Source organism: Pseudoalteromonas sp. JB197, assembly GCF_002332205.1.
Lineage (GTDB): Bacteria > Pseudomonadota > Gammaproteobacteria > Enterobacterales > Alteromonadaceae > Pseudoalteromonas > Pseudoalteromonas nigrifaciens.
Window position 1 is genome coordinate 323,782 of sequence record NZ_NRGZ01000002.1, and the last position, 20,548, is coordinate 344,329.

15 protein-coding genes and 4 pseudogenes are annotated in these 20,548 nt (G+C 39.1%); 9 read left to right on the plus strand and 10 right to left on the minus strand.

The window, feature by feature from the left end; translation table 11 throughout:
- Nucleotides 1-174: 174 nt before the first annotated feature.
- Entirely contained in the window at nucleotides 175-675 is a 501-nt protein-coding gene (locus CIK86_RS16610; protein WP_011329672.1) for a lactoylglutathione lyase family protein, read from the minus strand.
- Nucleotides 676-779: 104 nt separating this feature from the next.
- On the opposite strand from CIK86_RS16610, the gene CIK86_RS16615 reads away from it, so the two are divergent.
- Together CIK86_RS16615 and CIK86_RS16620 are read left to right on the plus strand one after the other, a co-directional pair.
- Nucleotides 780-1,649, plus strand: coding sequence for a LysR family transcriptional regulator (locus CIK86_RS16615; protein ID WP_086996247.1), 870 nt, complete (start codon nucleotides 780-782; stop codon nucleotides 1,647-1,649).
- Nucleotides 1,650-1,798: 149 nt separating this feature from the next.
- On the plus strand, nucleotides 1,799-2,248 hold the full coding sequence (locus CIK86_RS16620) for a GyrI-like domain-containing protein (RefSeq protein WP_086996244.1): 450 nt from the start codon (nucleotides 1,799-1,801) through the stop codon (nucleotides 2,246-2,248).
- Nucleotides 2,249-2,376: 128 nt separating this feature from the next.
- Here CIK86_RS16620 and CIK86_RS16625 read toward each other — a convergent pair whose 3' ends face one another.
- Nucleotides 2,377-3,246, minus strand: coding sequence for an MYG1 family protein (locus tag CIK86_RS16625; protein ID WP_011329667.1), 870 nt, complete (start codon nucleotides 3,244-3,246; stop codon nucleotides 2,377-2,379).
- A 603-nt stretch (nucleotides 3,247-3,849) separates the two neighbouring features.
- Between CIK86_RS16625 and CIK86_RS16630 the strand changes: the two genes are divergently transcribed.
- On the plus strand, nucleotides 3,850-5,367 hold the full coding sequence (locus CIK86_RS16630) for a DUF3360 family protein (protein WP_011329666.1): 1,518 nt from the start codon (nucleotides 3,850-3,852) through the stop codon (nucleotides 5,365-5,367).
- Nucleotides 5,368-5,617: 250 nt separating this feature from the next.
- Here the strand turns inward: CIK86_RS16630 and CIK86_RS16635 are convergent, their stop codons facing one another.
- From CIK86_RS16635 to CIK86_RS19415, 5 genes and pseudogenes are all read right to left on the minus strand, one after another.
- Nucleotides 5,618-7,408 carry a hypothetical protein gene (locus CIK86_RS16635; RefSeq protein WP_086996241.1) on the minus strand — a complete coding sequence of 597 codons (1,791 nt, stop codon included), beginning with the start codon at nucleotides 7,406-7,408 and terminating at the stop codon, nucleotides 5,618-5,620.
- An 88-nt stretch (nucleotides 7,409-7,496) separates the two neighbouring features.
- Complete coding sequence (locus tag CIK86_RS16640; RefSeq protein WP_254910736.1) at nucleotides 7,497-8,888, minus strand: hypothetical protein; 1,392 nt, start codon at nucleotides 8,886-8,888, stop codon at nucleotides 7,497-7,499.
- Nucleotides 8,889-8,905: 17 nt separating this feature from the next.
- On the minus strand, nucleotides 8,906-9,364 hold the full coding sequence (locus CIK86_RS16645; protein WP_086996238.1) for a hypothetical protein: 459 nt from the start codon (nucleotides 9,362-9,364) through the stop codon (nucleotides 8,906-8,908).
- Nucleotides 9,365-9,453: 89 nt separating this feature from the next.
- Nucleotides 9,454-11,223 carry an AAA family ATPase gene (locus tag CIK86_RS16650; protein ID WP_086996235.1) on the minus strand — a complete coding sequence of 590 codons (1,770 nt, stop codon included), beginning with the start codon at nucleotides 11,221-11,223 and terminating at the stop codon, nucleotides 9,454-9,456.
- A 465-nt stretch (nucleotides 11,224-11,688) separates the two neighbouring features.
- Nucleotides 11,689-11,784: pseudogene (locus tag CIK86_RS19415) on the minus strand (LysR family transcriptional regulator); the annotation flags it as partial.
- Between the two features lie 361 nt (nucleotides 11,785-12,145).
- On the opposite strand from CIK86_RS19415, the gene CIK86_RS16660 reads away from it, so the two are divergent.
- Both CIK86_RS16660 and CIK86_RS16665 read left to right on the plus strand, forming a co-directional pair.
- Nucleotides 12,146-13,018 carry a DMT family transporter gene (locus CIK86_RS16660; RefSeq protein ID WP_086996231.1) on the plus strand — a complete coding sequence of 291 codons (873 nt, stop codon included), beginning with the start codon at nucleotides 12,146-12,148 and terminating at the stop codon, nucleotides 13,016-13,018.
- A 59-nt stretch (nucleotides 13,019-13,077) separates the two neighbouring features.
- On the plus strand, nucleotides 13,078-13,869 hold the full coding sequence (locus CIK86_RS16665) for an aspartate dehydrogenase domain-containing protein (protein ID WP_086996228.1): 792 nt from the start codon (nucleotides 13,078-13,080) through the stop codon (nucleotides 13,867-13,869).
- Nucleotides 13,870-14,020: 151 nt separating this feature from the next.
- On the opposite strand, the gene CIK86_RS16670 is transcribed toward CIK86_RS16665, so the two are convergent.
- From CIK86_RS16670 to CIK86_RS16680, 3 genes are all read right to left on the minus strand, one after another.
- Complete coding sequence (locus tag CIK86_RS16670; protein WP_086996225.1) at nucleotides 14,021-15,148, minus strand: zinc-binding dehydrogenase; 1,128 nt, start codon at nucleotides 15,146-15,148, stop codon at nucleotides 14,021-14,023.
- Nucleotides 15,149-15,216: 68 nt separating this feature from the next.
- Nucleotides 15,217-15,891 (minus strand): glutathione S-transferase family protein, encoded by a 675-nt coding sequence (locus CIK86_RS16675; RefSeq protein WP_086996222.1) that lies wholly within the window; start codon nucleotides 15,889-15,891, stop codon nucleotides 15,217-15,219.
- Nucleotides 15,892-16,218: 327 nt separating this feature from the next.
- Entirely contained in the window at nucleotides 16,219-16,650 is a 432-nt protein-coding gene (locus CIK86_RS16680) for a PACE efflux transporter (protein WP_086996219.1), read from the minus strand.
- A gap of 210 nt (nucleotides 16,651-16,860) precedes the next feature.
- On the opposite strand from CIK86_RS16680, the pseudogene CIK86_RS16685 reads away from it, so the two are divergent.
- The 4 genes and pseudogenes from CIK86_RS16685 to CIK86_RS16700 all read left to right on the plus strand — a co-directional run.
- Nucleotides 16,861-17,745 (plus strand): annotated as a pseudogene (locus CIK86_RS16685) (LysR family transcriptional regulator).
- 274 nt (nucleotides 17,746-18,019) lie between these two features.
- Nucleotides 18,020-18,214 (plus strand): annotated as a pseudogene (locus tag CIK86_RS16690) (LysR family transcriptional regulator); the annotation flags it as partial.
- 107 nt (nucleotides 18,215-18,321) lie between these two features.
- Nucleotides 18,322-19,761, plus strand: a complete 1,440-nt coding sequence (locus CIK86_RS16695; RefSeq protein WP_086993120.1) for an IS66 family transposase — start codon at nucleotides 18,322-18,324, stop codon at nucleotides 19,759-19,761.
- 4 nt (nucleotides 19,762-19,765) lie between these two features.
- A pseudogene (locus CIK86_RS16700) lies at nucleotides 19,766-20,488 on the plus strand (substrate binding domain-containing protein); the annotation flags it as partial.
- Nucleotides 20,489-20,548: the final 60 nt, after the last annotated feature.

The following is a 20,548-nucleotide window of genomic DNA, read 5'->3' on the forward strand; positions in this document are numbered from 1 at the left end:
CCTAACTATCTGAATACCCACTTTAAAACCAATGATTATTCAACTAAGAATGGCTTTGTTCAAATACCCTAAATTCGGATAATAAGTGTGGGTGTCTACTTAATTTTAGGCAATAAAAAAGCTGCAGTAGCTTACTGCAGCCTTTATATATTTTAATACTAGCTACACACTAACTTAGTATGCACCGGCGCTATAAATAAGTTCGTAGCTGTGGCTGTATATTTCTAGGATATTACCAAACGGGTCTTCCATGTAGATCATGCGGTATGGTTTTTCACCTGGGTAGTAGTAACGTGGCTCGGCCATACGTTTTTTACCACCGGCTGCTACAATACGCTCTGCTAGGCCTTCAACATCTGGGTCTTGCACACAAAAATGAAAAATACCGGTTTTCCAATATTCAAAGTTATCTTTTGGGTTTTCTTGGTTTTTAAATTCAAAAATTTCTACACCAATACGATCGCCTGTAGATAAGTGCGCTATTTTAAATTTTTCCCATTTTTCACCAAACACTTCAGTACACATTTCGCCTATTGGGCTTTTGTCTTCGAGAATTTCGGTTGGCTCCATAATAGTGTACCAACCCATAACTTGGGTATAAAACTCTACTGCTTTTTCAACGTTTGGTACCGAAATACCAATATGCGAAAAACTACGTGGATAGGTATGACTCATAATAATGTTCCTGCTTATCTTGTTACTGGTTAATGCGTTTAGTTTACGAAGCCAGTTAAATTAAGTAAAATAATCATTAATCATCATTTTGAGTACATTTTGTAATGATAAATCCCATATGGTTAAATACGTTTTGTACTTTGGTTGAGGTAAACCACTTTACGCAAACAGCCGATCGCCTCCACATGACCCAGTCGGGTGTAAGCCAACACATTAAAAAATTAGAGCAGCACGTTAACTGTGCTTTGCTAGAAAGACACGGCAAACAGTTTTCGCTTACTGTGCATGGGCAAAATCTATATCAACAAGGCAGTTTATTACTTAAAGAGTGGCAGTTTTTAGAGCAGCAATTAAAAGACGACTCGCCTTACAGCGGTAAAGTAAAAATACAGTCGCCTGGTAGTTGTGGATTGCAGTTTTATAGCCAGTTATTAGCTTTGCAAACAAAGCACCAAGGGCTGAATATTGACTACCGCTTTGCGCCAAATATAAGTGTTGAGCAGGCTGTAGCTAACCATAATGCCGACATTGGTTTTTTAACCCAAGCACCCACACTTAGCGAAGTAACCAGCCATAAAATAGGTACAGAGCCGTTACTATTAGTTACCCCTGCACATATTAAAACCCCAACATGGCAAGCTTTATGTGAACTTGGCTTTATTGCTCACCCCGACGCTAAACACCACGCGCAACTTTTGTTGAGCGAAAACTACCCGCAGTTTGAACATTTAGAGCAAATAAAACACACCGGTTTTTCTAATCAAATTAGTTTAATACTGGAGCCGGTAAGCTTAGGCCTGGGCTTTACTGTGTTACCTGCGCATGCAATAAGTGCGTTTAATAAGCCTAAACTTATACAAACTCATTATTTGGCAAACCCTATAAGTGAAAATATTTACGTGTGCCACCATCGCAACAGGCCATTAGCAAAACGTATGCATACAGTAATTTACACAATAAAAGAGAGTTTATAATTGCTGTAATAATAAATCCCTTAACCAGAGTTCAAATTAAATAATTTAAAGGACTTATAAATAGTTACAGTCCATAATAGTTTTTCTGTTACGTTATAGTTACGTTATAGTTACGTTAAAGCTAAGTGATTGAAGTAAGGAAGGTCATAATGCAAGTAAAGCAACTCCCAAGTATAACTTTAACTGGTTTAAAGGTAAGAACGTGTAACGCCGATGAAATGAACTCTGGCACTGCAAAAATAACGGAGCTTTGGCAAAAATTTGGTGATAAGCATGGACAACAGCTAACAAAAAATACAAAAACGTATGGTGTTTACACTAACTATGAAAGCGATGTAACCGGTGAATTTGATGTAATAGCCTGTTGCGACGACTTATCGATTGGAGATCAAAAGTCAGTAAAAGTAACTACCGAGGCAGGGAGTTATTTAGTATTTAACGGGACAGGTGAAATGCCCGATGCGGTAATCGACCTGTGGGGCGAAATTTGGCAATACTTTAGCTCAGACGACTGTCGTTTTATTCGTACCTACAGCAGCGACTACGAATATTACAAAAGTGCTGATGAAGTAGAAATAGCCATAGCGGTTAAAGAATAAAGCTTTAGGCTTTAGGCTTTAGGCTTTAGGCTTTAGGCATAATTAAAAACGCTAGCTTAACTTGCTAGCGTTTTTTTATGCGCGTAAATATTAATTTTAGCGACTAGCACTTTTAAAGCCCTATATTACTAAGCTTCTAGCGCCATTGCTGCCATTTTCATCGCACTTGCAAACGACTTTGCGCCAGCAATAAATAAACCGTTATGACAAAAAACAGCATCTTCAAGCCCAGTTTCGTCCTGAAATTCTTTATCAGATAAACCAGCCCACGGTTTTGGGAGTGACTTGCGGTCTTCAAACGATCCTGGCTCAACCGGTACAGTTTGCACAATCCACTGGCCAGAGTGCGAAGGATAAACCATATATAATGCTTTATCAGAAAGCGCATGCACGGTTTTTTTCCACGGTGTGTATTGCTCTAACACAATTACACGTGGATCAGCTGCATTTTCAATCGCTTTAGCAACAATTGCTTTTGCATTAATGCCACCGTTAGCCGCAGCTATAAAGCGAGTTAAAATGCGCGATGCAAACTCAACCGCTTCATCAAAACAGGCATCAAAGTTACTCTCTTCTTGCCACGTTGGGTTAAACATTGAAATAGTTTGACTAAGGCTAATGCCTTTAGCAACGCCTTCAACATGGCCGCAGTCAATTGCATCAATAGTAGAGACTAAACCAGAGTCAATTGCATTGGCTGTTTCTTGGCTGCCTTGGCATATTTCAAGGCCATATTTTTGCCAAATTAGACCAAATGAAGAAAAAGGAATACCATTTTCACGCGCCCCGGCACCGCCACGTTGGTGGTGATCAAAACGGCCTGTCTCTGGGTTATGCTCGCCACCTACATCAATCACAACATCGGCTTTGCTTATAAGCTCCATATCGCGGGTACGTATAAGTTTAAAAGAAGGATAAATATACTTAAGTGCAGCTACACTAAAAACATCATCTGCATGAAAAGTACCGTTGTGGGTTGCTATCGTTATATCATTCATTGGTTTTGTATCATTTTCTAAAAGGATAAGAAGGTCTCGCTATTTAAACGTTACGGTTTTGAAAATACTTAACAAGTAAAAATCATAAGGCGGATTCTATCTGATGAGCGCTAACAAAAACAGTAAACTGTTTTTTATCCTTGTTAAAGTAATTAAGCTCGCATGCAATAGCCTACTAATTATAGAGAGATGCAAAGCCACACGTTATTATTTTGCTGCGTTATTTTTGTATCAACAACCAAACTTTAGTTAAATTATCAGCTAAAGCATGGCTAAATGCCCTATTTTCTTAAACAACATAATATAAATGCAGATAAAATTATTTTAATTTTTATTATTGCTGTAAGTGCTAAAAAACAAAGCATTGCACTTTAACCTTTATAAAAACAAGCTAACCATCTGTTTAAAAACAATAAAATCACATTTAACATCAAATACTACATTCAGCTATAGGTATATAAATGTTACTAAATAGTTTCATACAAGACCTTTGACTAATCGTAATCTGTTGCTAGCTGCTTTATCCTGCCGCCTCAATTTTTATTTGCTTTAAACAAAGCTGTATTTTTATTTTGAGTGAGCAACTATGTTGCAGGAGAAGCCATGAATACCACGCCGCAAGATGATATTTCATCTGATGCCAAACCAGGAGCGGATACTCAAACCGCTACCAATAGCTATAAAAATCTACACAAGCCTAGCTCTGAGTTTAATAGCCGAGACGAATACCTAGAACACGAGCTGCAAATTATGCAGCCTAAACGCTGGCGCCCAAACTTACCCTTTAGAGACTACAGATTCGAATTTGAAGACGCTATTCCTGCAATGGCTGCCACCATAGGTAAAGTGGTTATGGTTGCCGCTATTGCCGCAACGTTTGCAAGCCCACTGGGTTTAAGTGACGCTTTTGTTTTAGAAAACGTGCGTTACGAATTACTTATCGTCGCCTTTTTTATTATTTTGTTTTCAGGCTTTATTTTACCTACCGCTAACTTAGCCGGTACTCATGGCCCTTTAATTCCGTTAATTCCAATTGTAGTTGCAGCAGGGGGGCACCCTATGGCATTTGGCTTGCTCATAGCTGCCTTTGGTTTAATTTTGGCAATAAGTAAAGGCGGAACCCTACTGGCTAAACTAACCAGTAAAGGCGTATGTGGCGGGCTTTTACTCTACCTAGGGTTTATAGGCATAACCTCGCAAGTTAAAAAGCTGTTTGCATGGGCCGAAGCCATCGATATGACCCACATTGCCTTTATTGTTATTTTTTCCACTATAATTTTATATGCCATGTTAGAGCATTTTAAAAAGCGTTGGTTAGCCGTACCACTTAGCTGTATTTTAGGCGGCGCAATAGCTTTTGCATTAGGCGCACCGTTTGAGTTTCATACTGCACCGGGCCTGCCAAACATGGACCCTATGTACTGGTGGGGCGAAGACACTGGCTGGATGTTAGGCTTACCTACCCTAGAAAGCTTTGTAGTAGTACTGCCATTTGCAGTGCTTGCTGTTGCTATGTGGTCACCGGACTTTTTAGGCCATCAGGTATTTCAAAAAATAAGCTACCCAAAACGTACCGAAAAAGTACAAATGAACATAGACGACACCATGCTTAGCGCATCAGTTAGGCAAACCTTTGGCTCGCTACTGGGCGGCGCTAACTTTGCATCATCGTGGGGCACTTACATAGTGCCTGCAGCCATTGCTAAACGCCCAATACCAGCAGGCGCTATTTTAACCGCACTATTTTGTATTATTGCCGGCGTATGGGGCTACCCTATGGACCTTGCAATTTGGCAACCTGTGCTGTGTGTAGCGCTAATAGTAGGGGTATTTATTCCACTACTAGAAGCCGGCATGGAAATGACTCGCGTAGGTAAAACCACCCAATCAGCTGCTATTGTAGTATTTGCTTCAAGCTTAGTTAACCCAGCATTTGGTTGGTCACTCACCATATTGCTAGACAACTTAGGCTTTATTGGCTGTAAAGAAAGAAGTAAAGAACTCACCCGCATGAGCCGCTGGATCATTCCACTGGTCATGTTTGTACTACTAACCAGCGTAATGGCCATGGTAGGCATGCTGCCAGGTATACCCGCGCTAGTATCAAGCTTTAGGCACTAACTTTAAAAGTTAGCTTAAAGTAAATTACTCCCAGTAAGCGCATTTTATATGCGCTTACTGCGTTTTAAAGCTTAATTTTTTAGGTGGCAGCATAGAGCGATCAGCGGACGGTCGGGTAAACTCGTTTTTGGACATTTATGAGTTAGAATCGACAGACGGAACTGTACAATGGCTAGATATTGGTAACGCTTGTAGCACAAGCCAATCTTAGGCGAAGCGGATTAGTCTTTGTGACTACACTTGTTATATTTCAACTATCCACACCTATGATATGGAACTCTGCTCCAGAAGCTCTGATAGCACTTTCGGCACTAACCAATAGAACATCCAATTGCCTTTTACTGTTGGAGCTCGTTGCGCCAGTGTATACAGTCTTTTTTGTGTGAGGTTGCACGATTACGACTCTAAACCGACATGTACTAGAACCACTTATTTTATCTAGTTCATTCAAAAAGTCTTCAGCTTTTACGGGCTTTCCATCTTTCCAGCACTGTTTTGATGTTGAATTTTCAAACCTCTCTCTAAGATCAGTCGTTAAGTTTTTTCTCATACAGTACCTTAGATTCTTCACTCCTTGGTTTAAAACAATATCGTGTGCTCCAACCGATATTCGGCGTTTATCTGAGTTTGATTTTGCAGCCTTGACATGGATCAAAGAAATTACGTTAAAGCCTTCAAATTCTGTTAAATGAATAAAATCAGCTTTTTCCCCAGCACCATCGTCGCAGTAAAGCCACCCTTTGGGCTTCTCAGTAGTATTGAATTTTTTATAATCACTCCAGTCGCCATTCCAGCGGTTTTTCACCCAGCAGAATAATGACTTTTGATTTCCGATATCATGCAAATCCGGTTTTGTTGGTACTCCAGGCTTTTCTATCTTAAGGTCATAATTTTCAAAGTCAGCCCATATGAACCTATCAAACTTTACATCTTGGTAGCCTGTCTTAAACACCATTCCATTAACTAAAGCATGTCCCGAATCAAACCAACACTTTATTATTTCAGGATACTTAAAGATTTTCTTGTATGTGTCTAAATAAGTTTTCTTAATAGCTATTTCTGACTTAATTTTGAACGTAACTTGGTAGTCGTTTATTTGAGGCTCAACAACAATACTCCCGACTTTTCCTCCCTGATAAAAAACATCAAGTGCAATGTCAGATTTAATAAACGTACCTTGCAACTCAACACTAAAGTCATAGTAGAGTTTTTTCAAAAGCTCTTTCCGATGTTGGCCATCTTCCTCCGGATAAAATTCATAGTCTATAAGTGAAAAGTCATATGGATCAGCTAGGCCAGAGCAATTCGGAATTGGATACGAAAGTATACTAATTGGGTCTGCTTTTTTCTTTATGCTATTTGCTAGCAAATCTAAAATTTGAATTACTCTATTTTCGAATGTTTTCCAATCCTTACAAGGCCCTCTCCATATTGATGATTTAAAAGGGTTTATTCCGATTGAAGACTTAGAGTTATTTACAGCTTCAGTTCTCACAGCTGACATCATATACGACTGATCGATTAGAGGGTCTAGTGTATCTGCTACACTTTCCCCGCCTAAAACTTTGGAATCAGCCTTGAAGTTGCTTTTTCCATGTATTCCGGATAGCCATAGCATTTTTATCTTATCCTCGTTGATAAAATTGCTATTTAGTTCGTCAATCGGCACTGGGCAAAGATCTTTTAATGAGTTTTTAGCAAAATTCTCTCGAATCTCATCTTTTTTACCTTTCTCAGAAAAGTAAATTCCGATATAGCCATTAACATTAAATGTAACGAAAACATGGTGTTCTACATCCATTACCTCATAACCAGAAAGCCAACTGGGTGCTTTCATTATTCGATAAGGTGTAAAAGAGACCTCCGCTACCTCACCAATTCTTTCGCTTTTGCTTTCATAGAACGAAATCTCATTTTCTGAACTATCTTCCAGTAACTTTTTAACACGTTCATGAACATCACAAGGACCGTTATTCGTATCCTTGACTCCCATTAGAATTGACAAGTATGGAGCAATATTTTCTTTTTCTAGCTCGTACATAGCAGATACCTACCTATGGAAATACCAACGCCGCGCTCTGCGGCAAATTTGGAGCGCAGCTGAAAATTTATCCGACAGCAGCGCTTTGTTAAATGCTTGATATCAAGAGTTTGAGAGCAAACCCATTAAACTTATGATTTGGCCAATGCTCTACAACCAAGGTGATTGTCTTATCCTCAACTTTCTCAGAATATGAGTTACAACCTGAAATAGCACTTTTCATACCTTTGGATAAAGGTAGGTTTAAGCTAGAGATACTCAATGCTTCTGCCATAGCCTCTAACTTTTCACATGCCTGATGGGTTCTGGAAGCATCATTCACGTTCACTTTAAGCTTCAGTACTTTTGCAACATCTTCAGAACCTTCAACATAATAAGCGATATTGTCCGGGATAATACCATCACTAAATTCTTCCATTGGGGATGATGCAAGCCATTCTTCTTCGAAAGATTTATTATAGAATCCGGTGCTCAGCCCTTCGTTTACGAGAAATTCTTTAGCTTTGTAAGGGCTCCAACCTTGCTCTTTTGGCACTTCCTTTGGATTTTTCTCAGAATATCTCACTTTAAATATATATTTAAAGGTATCAATCAGATCCGAGTGTGACTCTATGTTTGCTTTGGCGACTTGAAATGACCATCGTTCAAGCAGACTGAGCCGAACATTAAACAATATAAATGCATAGAGTTTAGCAGCATATCTATGGAACCGGCTTTGTATTGAAAACCTTAGACGAACAAAGACCTGCTCATATGTTGAATAAACCAACATAAAGAAAACGAATGGTAAGTAACAGAGAGTCAGCAGTGGTGGAACAAAGAAGTCGTACGCAGTTTTTTCTTTCCCAAATTCACCAAAATTAGTTATTAACATGCACAAAGTGTAAACGATTAAGACTGCCCCGAAAGAAGATAGGCAATATTCTAGAAACACCTTTACCTGATGATGTTTTCTGTCGGTTTCTGCAATAGCAAGCATAGCTCCCAATAATGCTAAAACTGGAACTAGCAGAACCTCGACCCAAAGAGTGAAAGTATATACACCAACGACAAATTGAAGAATCGCTAGTAGTTTCAAGTTATCCATAACTGAATGCTTGAAAAAATGCTTATCTTTTTTGATTTTTTCAAGCTTAAATAGCGAGATGAAACCAACAGAAACGCACCAAAAAACAGTATTTTTTAGCTGTTCAAAATTCCATAGCCCCAAATCAGAAAGCCAGTAAATGACAATTACCATGTAAGCAACCATCAAACAAAGGACAGACATTATTTGCCGAACAAATAAAGCTGCCATGACGCCTTTGAAGGCGTTTCTGACCTCTGCCATTTTCGAGGAAGAAAAAATGTAAATCGAAATTGCCAGAAGCCATAACGCAATTGCAATTTCTCGATTATTTAGAATATCCACGAGCTTCCTTGTGCATTTTACGCCGCCAGCAGGGGTGACAAAACCAGAGCGAACCGGCGGTTTTGGCATCCCTCTGGCTGGCCTAGTTACGTATTTTTACGAACAACCGTCTGATTAACGATTCTCCAGTTAATTTTTTGCTTCCAAGCAAGCTGCTTCTCTGAGAGTTTACGCTTACGCCTTGTTTGCATTAAAAATTGATACTCTTTTTCGTAGATATAGCCCAGCTGATAAGCGTGAAGAATCAGATCTTCATTTGCATTAGCTGAGTTATCTTTTGCAATACGTTTCAACCCTGCGAATAAATTACCTGTTTGGATGCCGATGAACTGGTTTACACAAACATTTCCAACATACGTTTTGTTGCCATTAAATTGATTTTCAATGTAACAAAGCTCTTTAATAGTTTGGCCACATGGGCAATTATCCCAGTCTTCCTGTATTTCTACGCCTACAAGTTTCCATTCATTCTTGGCAGCATAGAAATCCTGCGAATTTGAAAGCGGCAATATATGTGCCTTCAACCTCTCAAAATTGTGTTCCATTGCTACTCCTTTGCACGAATTGACACGTAACGCCTTGCTCACCGGAAAATGAGGAGCGTAGTGAGCAATTTTCCGAGTGCAGCAACTTGTTAGGCCTCTGCGTCATAAATTTTTCTGATTTTTTGTTCCATTTGCGGAGTTAATTTGAAACCTTCTGCGGTAATGTGACTTAGTGCTACATAAGGTTTGCTACTACCACCATTCGGTAAGCCCAGCTCTTCTTCTATATCGTTTTCTAACACGACAGATGAACCTATATTGACATCAATCTCATCAACAATTTTTTGTGTTGAACGATCTGCTGATGCAATTGCGTCTACCCCTTTATGAGCTTGGTGATCTCTATCATAAACAGCCAAGTATGGGATAGAAAATTTATTCATAAGCTTAATGTAAAGGGGAATATTATCTTTTGAGCCGCAATCGATTAGCGTATATTCGTACCTAAAAACACCAAGTTCCTTAGCCAATAGAGGAAATACAGTTTTTTCGGTAGCACCCTCTAGCAAAACAACTTTACTAGCAAAAAATAACTCCCCACGGTCAGGATTGATCCAGTAAGAAAGATTGAAATCTTTCTTTGAATCTCCTTCAAATAAGTCTTCAGTGCATTGTTTTACTTTTGTTCCGTTTAACTCATCGTTTTTAGTTGCTATATAAATAGACTTATAACGCTCAACATCAATTAAACCGCTTGAGTGAGTACAGAGGATAACTTGACTCCCTGAGTCAGACAAAGCAACGAATGAGTCGAATAGCGACCTTTGTGCTTGAGGATGCAGATAAAGCTCAGGCTCTTCAAATATGAAATACCTAGAGTTTGATACTTTTCTAGTACCTTGTTCTTTTGCTAATTCAGCCTCAACAAAAGCCTTCTTAGCAACTACTTGTATTAACGCAACTGTCAGAGCCCGCTGTAAACCGTGCCCTTTCCGTTTTATATCTGTTCTAACACCGTCATCAACCCAAACCTGAGTATTTGCTTTAAATACACTTTCAATATCAGGGGCGCTTACTTCAATATCAACTTTCGCACCCCATGCAATAAGCTCATCAGTTAACTCTTTTTCAAAGTCAGTTAATTGCTTGGGTCTATCAATATTCTCATTGCCTTCTTGATCTTTTTTGTTAAGAGTTGAAAATAATTTACCAAGTTTTTCTTTTGTTTCCTTCCAGTCATTATTGTGTTCAGACATTAATGCAACAACATCGGCATACATTTTCCCGAAAATACTAGAGTCTTTAGAAGAAAAATCATCCGAGGCTTCTTTTACCGCAGGTATAAAGTAAACTTCACCGAATATCCCCTTTGCTACACTTTTCAACCCAAGAAAGTTTGTTGTCTCAAGTTCAAAAGAAAATTGAATATTTCCCATGTTATTCTGGATATATTCATTTTGGGCATCGATGATATTCTGCTTGGTAATGCGGCCAGAATCTGGGATATAAGGATGAAATGGAAGACTGGAAGCAAGCTCTCTTTTTGTGTAAGCTGAAGCATTAACTTCTTGAAGCCAGTCCTCAGATGGATTTTCTATGTATCCTCGGTATTCAAAACTGCCGCCTAAAAAAGCGGTTTTCCTTACAACTATTTTTCCTTGGGAGGTTAAATACTTCTTGAAAGTAGTTTTATCTGATTCGTCAAGGTCACCAAACTCAATTTCCACAAATAGTTCAGCTGAGCCATGATAAAAATCTAGATCTTGTTGCTTAACCTCGCCAAAGAAGAACAAGACGGAAGACAAAAGGTTCGATTTCCCGTGGTTATTTTGGCCAATAATAACCATCAGGTCTTGGGCCCTGAGTTTTTCTTCTTTTACGGAGCGCCAGTTTTTAATCCATATACTTTCAATTTTCACGATATACTCCCTGTGACCTAACAATTTAGTGTTTATGCGACACGTAGTTTGTGTTGCATAATCGCTTGTTGGACTGAGCCGCTACCTGCTCGGAGTGTCAGAGTTGGTGTTGTTTATGCTATCGGAATTTGCTTTTTATGACCTAAAATATAGTAAGCCAATTTCATTGGAGTATCTGGCCTTATTTAAGCTTTCCCTGCACTGCTCAGCGTTTATTATGCTTCCATTACACCTAAGTTTGGTTAAATAAGCAACTATATTTTTGCACGCACAAAGCAGTCGTTAGAGCATTTAACCTAACTTGTTTTGGGGCAGAAACGAGTTAATCATGAATGACTGCTCATGGCACTTTCCAGCCACTCGATAACATAAAATGCTGATAATAATAGGCAAGGTATTTTACTGTGTCGGAGGGCGCGCTTCGCTTATCCGACCTACAATTGGCACTGCGGGGCTAATTTTTAATTGAAAACTGCTTGTTTGCGTATTAAATGAACGTATAAGTAACTGGCAGTGCAAACGTAAGCTATCCATATTTTCACAAATCTACCCGCTAATGGGTGCTATTTTGCTACTTACAAACCAAATACCCGCCTTTAAATGCCATTTATGGGATTTACTATGCAGCTTATGCTTATTTATAAAGTCAATTAAGGTCAATATACTAAGCTAGTATTTTATTAATCGTTTAATTAAATAGCAGGCAATGTTCTGTCGTTAAATAAAAATTGGCTGCCTTGCCTGTTTAACAGCTTAAAACTATTTATATTGCGACTTTCTTATATGGTGTTTTTGTAAGCCTTTATTACCTTATCAATTTTAAGCTAAGAATGGTGCAAGGGATCATGTTGGCTATGCAATTTAATGGCAACATTTCTTAGAGCGGCTACTTCATTCTAATTTATAAAGGAATCATTTAATTATGTGGATAATTTTTGCATTACTCGCCACGGTTTTTTTTGGCGCACGAGGAATAATGTATCAATGGACATCCCAGAAAAAAATTAATCGAAACTTATTATTATTCGGTGTGTTTTTTGTCGGATTTATAATCAGTGTTTTGGGTGTAACCTTGTTAAATCAAAAGTGGTATGGCTGGGCTGATATTACTGTTGGCTTAGCATTGGGCTTTGGCTCTTTTGCCGCGAATGCTTTTTTGCATAAAGGTTTTTCGGTTGGAAAGGCTTCGCTTATTAGTATTTTGTCGGGTTTAACTCCTTTATTTGTGTTGGTTTTTGCCTTTTTATTATGGCAAGAAACCTTAACAACGCTGCAGCTAATTGGCTTTTTTATTATTTTTGGTGGGCTTTATATTATTCGCTACTCTAATGATATTTCGTTTACTAATTTACAAGGGGCGCAATGGGGGTTACTGGCTGCATTATTCTTTTCATTTAATGACTTACTAGGTAAGCAGTCTACTTTGCTGGAGGCCGATACGTTCGCTACGCTCACCTCTATGTTTGGTTTTGGTAGTTTGCTTTTTGCTATTAGTTGGTTAGTAAGTAACAAAAAACAGGCCAGTGACGCAAATGACTCTCGGCCTAATTGGTCGCCAGTAAAAACGTTTTCTTGTGGGTTACTTATTGGATTGACGAATGTGGCTGGCATGGTTGCAATAATATCGGCTTTTGCAATTGGCAATACAGGGCTGGTTTCTGCTATTTCTGGTATGAATATTTTAATAATTCTTTTGTACTCACGCATTATTTTAAAAGAGTCGTTTACTCGCCAAGAGTTGTTAGGACTAACGACTGCTTTTATAGGGGTAATTGTACTAAGGCTGAGCTATTAACGCTTAAAACCACACACAGTAAGGACGTTTCGGTAAATAATTAAATAGGAATAGTAAAAATGAAGAAGAAGTTAGCACTAATAGGGTGTGGTTATTTAAGCCAAACTATTGCTCAGGCTGTAAAAAGTGGCTCTCTTGCTGGTTACGAGCTAGTTGCGGTATTAGGCAGAAACCCAATTAGAACCAAACAATTTGCTGATTACTTTAACTGTACACCATGCACAGATATTGATGCGTTTATAGCTTTAAAGCCTGAATTTGTAGCCGAAGCTGCATCGGCGGTATCTGTAACCGATTATTGTGAAAAAATATTAGCCGGTGGCTCGCACTTAATTGTTTTATCTACGGCGGCATTTGCAGATGTAGCTTTGTACCAAAGAGCCATAGCTGTAGCATTAAAAAATAATACTAAAATATACATTGCCGGTGGTGCAACAGGTGGCTTTAACCTGCTTCAAACCGCTTCATTTATGAGTTCAACACCGATTGATGTAACAATAACATCTAAAAAATCACCTGGTTTTATTGCTCGAACCCCTTTTAACAAAGAGGGCTTAATGAACATAACTGAGCCAGAAAGAGTTTTTAGCGGAACAGCTAAGGAAATTATTGATATTTTTCCTTATGTTTTTAATGTTATTTATGCAACTTCGCTAGCAAGTGCGGGGCCAAAAGCAACTAAATTTAATATTGATGCTGTACCTAACTTTGCTGGAGATGACTACAGAATTGAAGTTAAAGGTGAACAAGTAGCTTTAGATTTAACAATTAAATCGGGCGATTATGCTATTGCAGCATGGAGTGTGGTGTCTATTTTAAATAATGCGGCTTCTCCGGTCGTTTTTATGTAAAACACTAAGCTGAGCGGCTATAGCAGCCTGCTATTCTCACCTTATAATATTTATTATTCATAAATAAAAAGCCGATACTGCAATCAGTATCGGCTTTTACCTATTTGTAATTCAGGTATTAAAAAACTAATTAGTTATTGCTGAGTTTTAATTAGCTTTGCGGTGTAATTAAGTATTTTTCGCCTGTGGCTTGTTTAGAGTAAGCCGCTATTGATGCTAATTGTAGCGCCTCAGACAACGACACTTCATGGGTGTAATTGCTGGCAAATGTGGTAGTAATTTCATCGGCTATACGTTTACGCATTGCCACTACCGTATTCGTGCCTAATTTACCAAGCGCATTAAATAATAAAAACCCATTTACGCCCCAAGCAAAGCCAAAATTACGATTTAGCGTAATAGGGCCGCGATCAAGTGCGCCATAAATATAAACTTGCTTGAAAGTATCTGAGCCATACACGCTATACTCTTCTACGTCGCGAGTTATAGCAGCTTCCATACAGTTAAGAATGTCGCTGGTTAGTTGGCCACCGCCAATTGGATCAAACGCAATTGTGGCACCAGTGGCAATAATTGCTGCGGTTAAATCCTCAACAAACGACTCACTACTAGAATTAACCACATACTTTGCGCCCATGTTACGTAACAGTGTTTCTTGCTCTGTTTTGCGTACAATATTAACTAAATCAATACCGTCGGCAATACAAATACGGTTTAACATTTGCCCAAGGCTAGATGCCGCCGCCGCATGAATAATAGCTTTATGGCCTTCGGCGCGCATGGTTTCTACCATAGCTAGTGCTGTAAGCGGGTTAACAAAAGACGATGCGCCTTGCTTAGCGGTAGTGCCTTCTTTTAACTCTAAGCAACTTTGTACATTAACGCAGTGATATTGACGGTACGTTCCGCCGCCAATTACAGCAACCATTTTACCCATTAATGCTTGTGCCGCTGGCGATGAGCCCGCAGCAACTACAGTACCGGCACCTTCATTACCTACAGGCGTTGCTTTATTAACACGTGTTTTGAGCGCTGGCATAAACTTAGCTGGCACATTAGCTGTAATAGCTGGGCTTTGCCCAGTACCCGATTGCGTTGCTGTAGACATGTCAGCGGCGCTGAACATAACCGCTAAATCAGATGGGTTTAATGGCGCAGCTTCAATGCGAATAACCACTTCATCGGCACTTGGTTGTGGCATGTCGATGTTTTGTAAGGCAAGCGTTAGTGTGTTGTCTTCGCTGATTGTTGAAGTAAGTTGGATATTTTTGTCTGTCATCGGGATTTGCTCCTGCACATTATTAAATTAGTTAAACCAATAAGGTTAATGAATTGGCTGTTTTATAGCTAAGCATTAGCTGCCTGAATTTGCGCTGTGACCTTTTGCATAAACTCGGGCATGTTTGCGAGCCGATCTACCTCTACTTTTTGCGCAATAGCAGATTGGCGCATGGTGTCGTTCCACTGTTTCATTCCCGGTACATCACCCAGTACATCCCAATTAAGTTGGCTGGCACCAAAAGCGTTAACTATGGTATTTACGTGATAAACGTAAATATCTGCCATAGTAAACTGCTCACCCGCAATCCAAGGTGAAAACTTACATAAGCGACTCAAGGCGGTAACACCACGGGTTAACACTTGGCGTACCTCATTTTTAAGCGATTCTGGCGCGTTTGTACCACTAAACGCATACGGTATAAGGCGTCTGCTTGGCAGTTCAAAGTACAGCTCTGCTATTTTCATTATTTGGCGCACTGCTGCACGCTCTGTGCTATTTTTTGGATAAAGCGGAATATCTGGGTATGACTCTTCAATATAGTCGCAAATAACACTCGACTCTGAAATATTAACGCCCTGAGATGTTGTTATAACTGGCACTTTACCCGCAGGACTCATTGCCAGTAACTCGTCACTACCGCCGTAAATAAGGTGCTCTTTAAATGGCAGTTCTTTATATAAAAGTACATGTTTTACTAGGTTGTAATAGTTGCTAGCAGCAAAACCGTGCAAAGTAATCATAATAAATTTTCCATCATTAACGTGAAGGGACTTTTTAATTACCTAAAATGCAATTAATGCCTCAGTGCTTAATACACTGCGACTGGGCTATTTAAGCTAAACACATTATTACTGGTTTTAATTTGCTTATATATAGGGGTAAATGCTAATCACTTTTGCTTTTAAGACAAAAATAGAAAACTATTTGGCAAGGAAGTAGTGGCGGTACTAGCGCTCCCTATTTACATTTTTTAATAGGGAACCCCAGCTAAAGAAGTTATTTTTGTTGGTAATAATTTACGTTAAATTAAGTAAAACAGGTGAACTCAGCAAAGTTATGCCAACAGGCTAAACTTGGTTATTACAAGCTCGGCGCTGAATTACTGCGGCTCTAATATGGTCGTAACTCAAGTTAAATAAAAAAGCATAAATAGTAATAAAAATAGTCACGCCTAAATCCATTAAAAAAGCATTCCATAAGCTCACCGATAATAAATAAGCCATAATTGGAATAGTTAACACCAGTAAACCCGCTTCAAATAAGATAACGTGAAATAGCCGCATTGAAAAAGTACGCTTAGTTTTATCTCCTTTAACATAAAGATCAAAAACCCAATTAAAAGCATAATTCCAAACCATGGCGACACTCGCAATAACTATCATAGTTCCTGATAATGCAGCGATATCGTGCTCAGTAAAAGCAGCTAAACCGGCAATCGATAAAGTTACTGCTATTACTTCAAATGACACAGAGTGAAACACACGCTCTACAGCTCTCATTGTTATATTTCTCCAATAAAGGTCTTACTTTAAAATTAAGTGATTAACACAAAGCAATTAACACTAAGGTGATAAAAAAGGATAACGAAATTATTAAGCGGCGATTATGACAGTCAATCAAAACAGATAAAGTTAACAGCTATCACGAATAGTGATAATCTGAGCCAAATACCTGTAACTCTCAGACACACCATGTATAGCTTCGAGCAATTGAAAGTATTTATCACTGTATGCGACACCGGATCTTTTTCAGCTGCTGCTCGTAAATTAAAGCGTGCTCAATCGGGGGTAAGCCAAGCCATTGCAAACCTTGAAATAGCCATTAATCAAGAGCTGTTCAATCGTGATAAAAACACTCCGGTATTAACTGATAACGGCAAAACCTTGCTGCCAATTGCAAAGTCTATTTTGCATCAACAAAAGTATTTTGATCAAACAATAGAATCGCTAGCAAAAGAGCATGAGCATGAAATGGTTATTGCTGTTGATGAGAGTGTAATGAGCCCAGACTTTTTAAATATTCTCATGCCGCTTGCCGATAAATACCCAATAACTCACTTTGATATCATCACCACCTCAACCTTTGATGTAGAACAACTCGTTCGTTCGGGTAGGGCGCAAGCCGGTATTGTTTATGCCGACGGTGAGTTAAAGGTGGATATGGATTTTTTCTTGCTAGGGCAAGCACGCTTTTTAACCGTAGCATCATCGACCCACGAATTAGCCAAACTAGCTAAAGTGCAAGGCTCTGATTTAAAACGTTATAGACAATGTGTACATCGCAGTGCTTAACATAAAGAGTTATGGTTTAGTTACGGTATTAGCTCTATGTTGTGGTATGCCAACACTCACCAAACACTGGTTGAGTTAGTTCATGCGGGCATGGGGTGGGCAAACGTACCTGAGCTATCAGTAAAAGAGCAGATAAACCAAGGCCATATTGTCGCATTGCCTGTTACCCATGAGTACAATGGGTGGTTAACGCCTGTAGGATGCTTAATTTCTCGAAGCCATCAATCGGGGCCTGTACTAACGAGTTTAATTGACACTCTTCAACAGTATCATTTTAGTAAAAACAGCTGGAAAATCAGATAAGCTACCCATTGTTTTGATAGAATAATTGTCACTTTTAAACAAATTAATCTATCATAAATACATAAATTTTAGAGCCTGCTTTATGATAATTTGAGGGCGTTTTTCTGCTTAAATTTTGCATTTAAAAAGCCAGAGATTAATGTTTTCCTTACTCCTGCGTTTAGTAAAATATTAATTTTATTTCAGCTTTTTATGAGCAACGTCCTTTTCAAAGCCTTGTTATTCCCAAGGGCAATTTTAAAGTTGAGTTAAAAACAACAAATGGAGCAGCTCGTTGGATCAACTACGTGCAATTAGGTATTTTAGTAAAGTAGTCGAAACTGGCAGCTTTACCAAAGCAGCCAGTACTTTTAACGTGCCGCCGTCGTCGTTATCAAGGCGCGTTGCAGATTTAGAAAAAAGCTTAGGCGCTACGCTGTTAAAGCGCTCAACCCGACTCGTTAAATTAACAGAAGTAGGGCAAATTTATTAGTAACTATTCACCAAGACAAATTATTTTCTAAGGATCTTTTTTAGCTATTGACTGATCCTGCCAGTATGCCAAGCTAGAGCTATTACCCTATCGCTCTAGCTTTAATGAATTTAAACAGCATAAATATCACTGAAATAGTTGAGCAAACTAAAACTCAGTTACAAGAAGATAAAACACTCTCGCCAGCGTTGAAGATGTCTATTGAACTCATTCTTGTTGTCGTTGTTATGCTAGCTAGTAAATTAGGACTTAATAGTCAAAATAGTAGCATTCCTCCATCAAAAGATATCAACCGTACAAAGCCAACGAGAGAGAAGTCAGAAAAATCAGCTGGCGGACAAAAAGGCCGAGTAGGTAAAACGCTGACTCAAACAGAAACACCTGATGAGGTACAAGTCATTTTAGTTGACCGAGATTTTTTACCTAAAGGTCACTATCGTGAGGTGGGTTTTCAAAAGCGACAAGTCGTCGATATAGATATCAGTAAAGTGGTGACCGAATACCAGGCTCAAATCCTTGAGAATGAGCAAGGGAAGCGGTTTGTTGGTGAATTCCCCCAAGGTGTTAACGGTCCTATTCAATATGGTGTTGGTGTGAAAGCCCATGCGGTTTACTTATCACAATATCAATTACTCCCTTATAACCGCATTGAAGAATACTTTAGTGACCAACTAGGTATTCCGATCAGTGCCGGCAGTTTATTTAACTTTAATGAACAAGCAGCGGCACTGGTAAAGTCATCGGGCGCAGAAGGTATCATCAAAGCGGCATTACAAAGCCCGTATCAAACTTTGCATGTTGATGAGACTGGCATTAATATCGGCGGTAAACGGCGATGGCTTCATGGTGCATCAACGACTTGGTGGACTTATTTTTATCCTCATGAAAAAAGAGGAAAAATAGCGATGGATGAGGCCGGTATTTTACCGCACTTTACCGGTGTGCTATGTCATGACCATTGGAAGCCATATTATCAATATACCCAATGCCAACATGCATTATGTAATGCTCACCACATCCGAGAATTAGAAAGGGCTTGGGAGCAAGACGGCATGCAATGGGCGAAGGATATGCAAACCTTACTTAAAGAAATGAATAAAGCTCAAATAGATAATCCCGACCTAGATAAAGGGGCTAAACAGAAATATCGTGAGCAATATCAAAAAATATTGCTTCAAGGTGACGCTAAATGTCCACCACCAGATAAAAGTAGCCGAGTGAAAGGTCAGCGAGGCCGATTAAAGCGAACCAAATCCCGCGCATTATTGGAACGACTAAGAGATTATCAAGATGATGTTTTACGTTTCATGATGAGCACTGGCGTGCCATTTACCAACAACCAAGGCGAGAATGATATTAGGATGACCAAGGTTCATCAAAAAATATCGGGGTGTTTTAGAAGTAAGCAAGGAGCTGAAATGTTCTGCTTGCTGAGAAGCTATTTATCGACTTGCAGAAAACAATATGTATCTGCAAGCCTAGCCCTTGAGTTATTATTCAAAAATCAGCTGCCTGATATATTCATTTCAGATGAGGCTGAATAGTTACATTTATTATAACGATATACAGCAAATTTTGAGTCAACTAGAACAAAGTAATGAAACCGTACGCAGTTATCAAACAACGCCAATGGGGCGTTTACGTATTAGCTCTATGGTGGGGTTTGGTGAGCAAATATTACTACCTTTGCTAGATGAATTTAGCGCCTTATACCCTGAAATAGTGCTGGATGTTAGTTTAACTGATCAGCTATCGACACTCGGACGCGACGATGTTGATATTGCTATTCGCGGTGGTTACGCACCCAATGAGCGAGTACTAGCAATAAGGTTAATGGACAATGGCTTTATTCCGGTGGCATCACCTTGTTATTTAAAAAAACACGGAACACCTAACAATGCGATGGAACTAAAGCAGCATAATGGCCTTTATTTTAAAGCGCCAACGGGGCCAACGCCTTGGTTATGTAATATGGACGGCCAATGGCATGATGTATCTGGGCCTGCTGTGGCTATTTCTAATAGCGGATCGTGGCTAGCAAAAAAAGCGTGCAACGGTGAAGGTATTTTAATGTCGACTCGGTGGGCGTTAGCCCCTTATATTGACTCAGGTAAGTTGCAACAACTTCACTTTGAACATGAGTTAGCTATAACTCAAAATGCTAATATGGCTGTGTATTTGTTGTATCAAAAACAGCGCTACTTAGTACCTAAAGTAAAAGCGGTAGTAGACTTTTTAGTGCAAAGAATAAAGACAGAAAATGAACAATAAACACAAAGTAACAGATTCCCTAGGCTGATTAATTTACAACTGCGTGGTTTGTTAAACAAA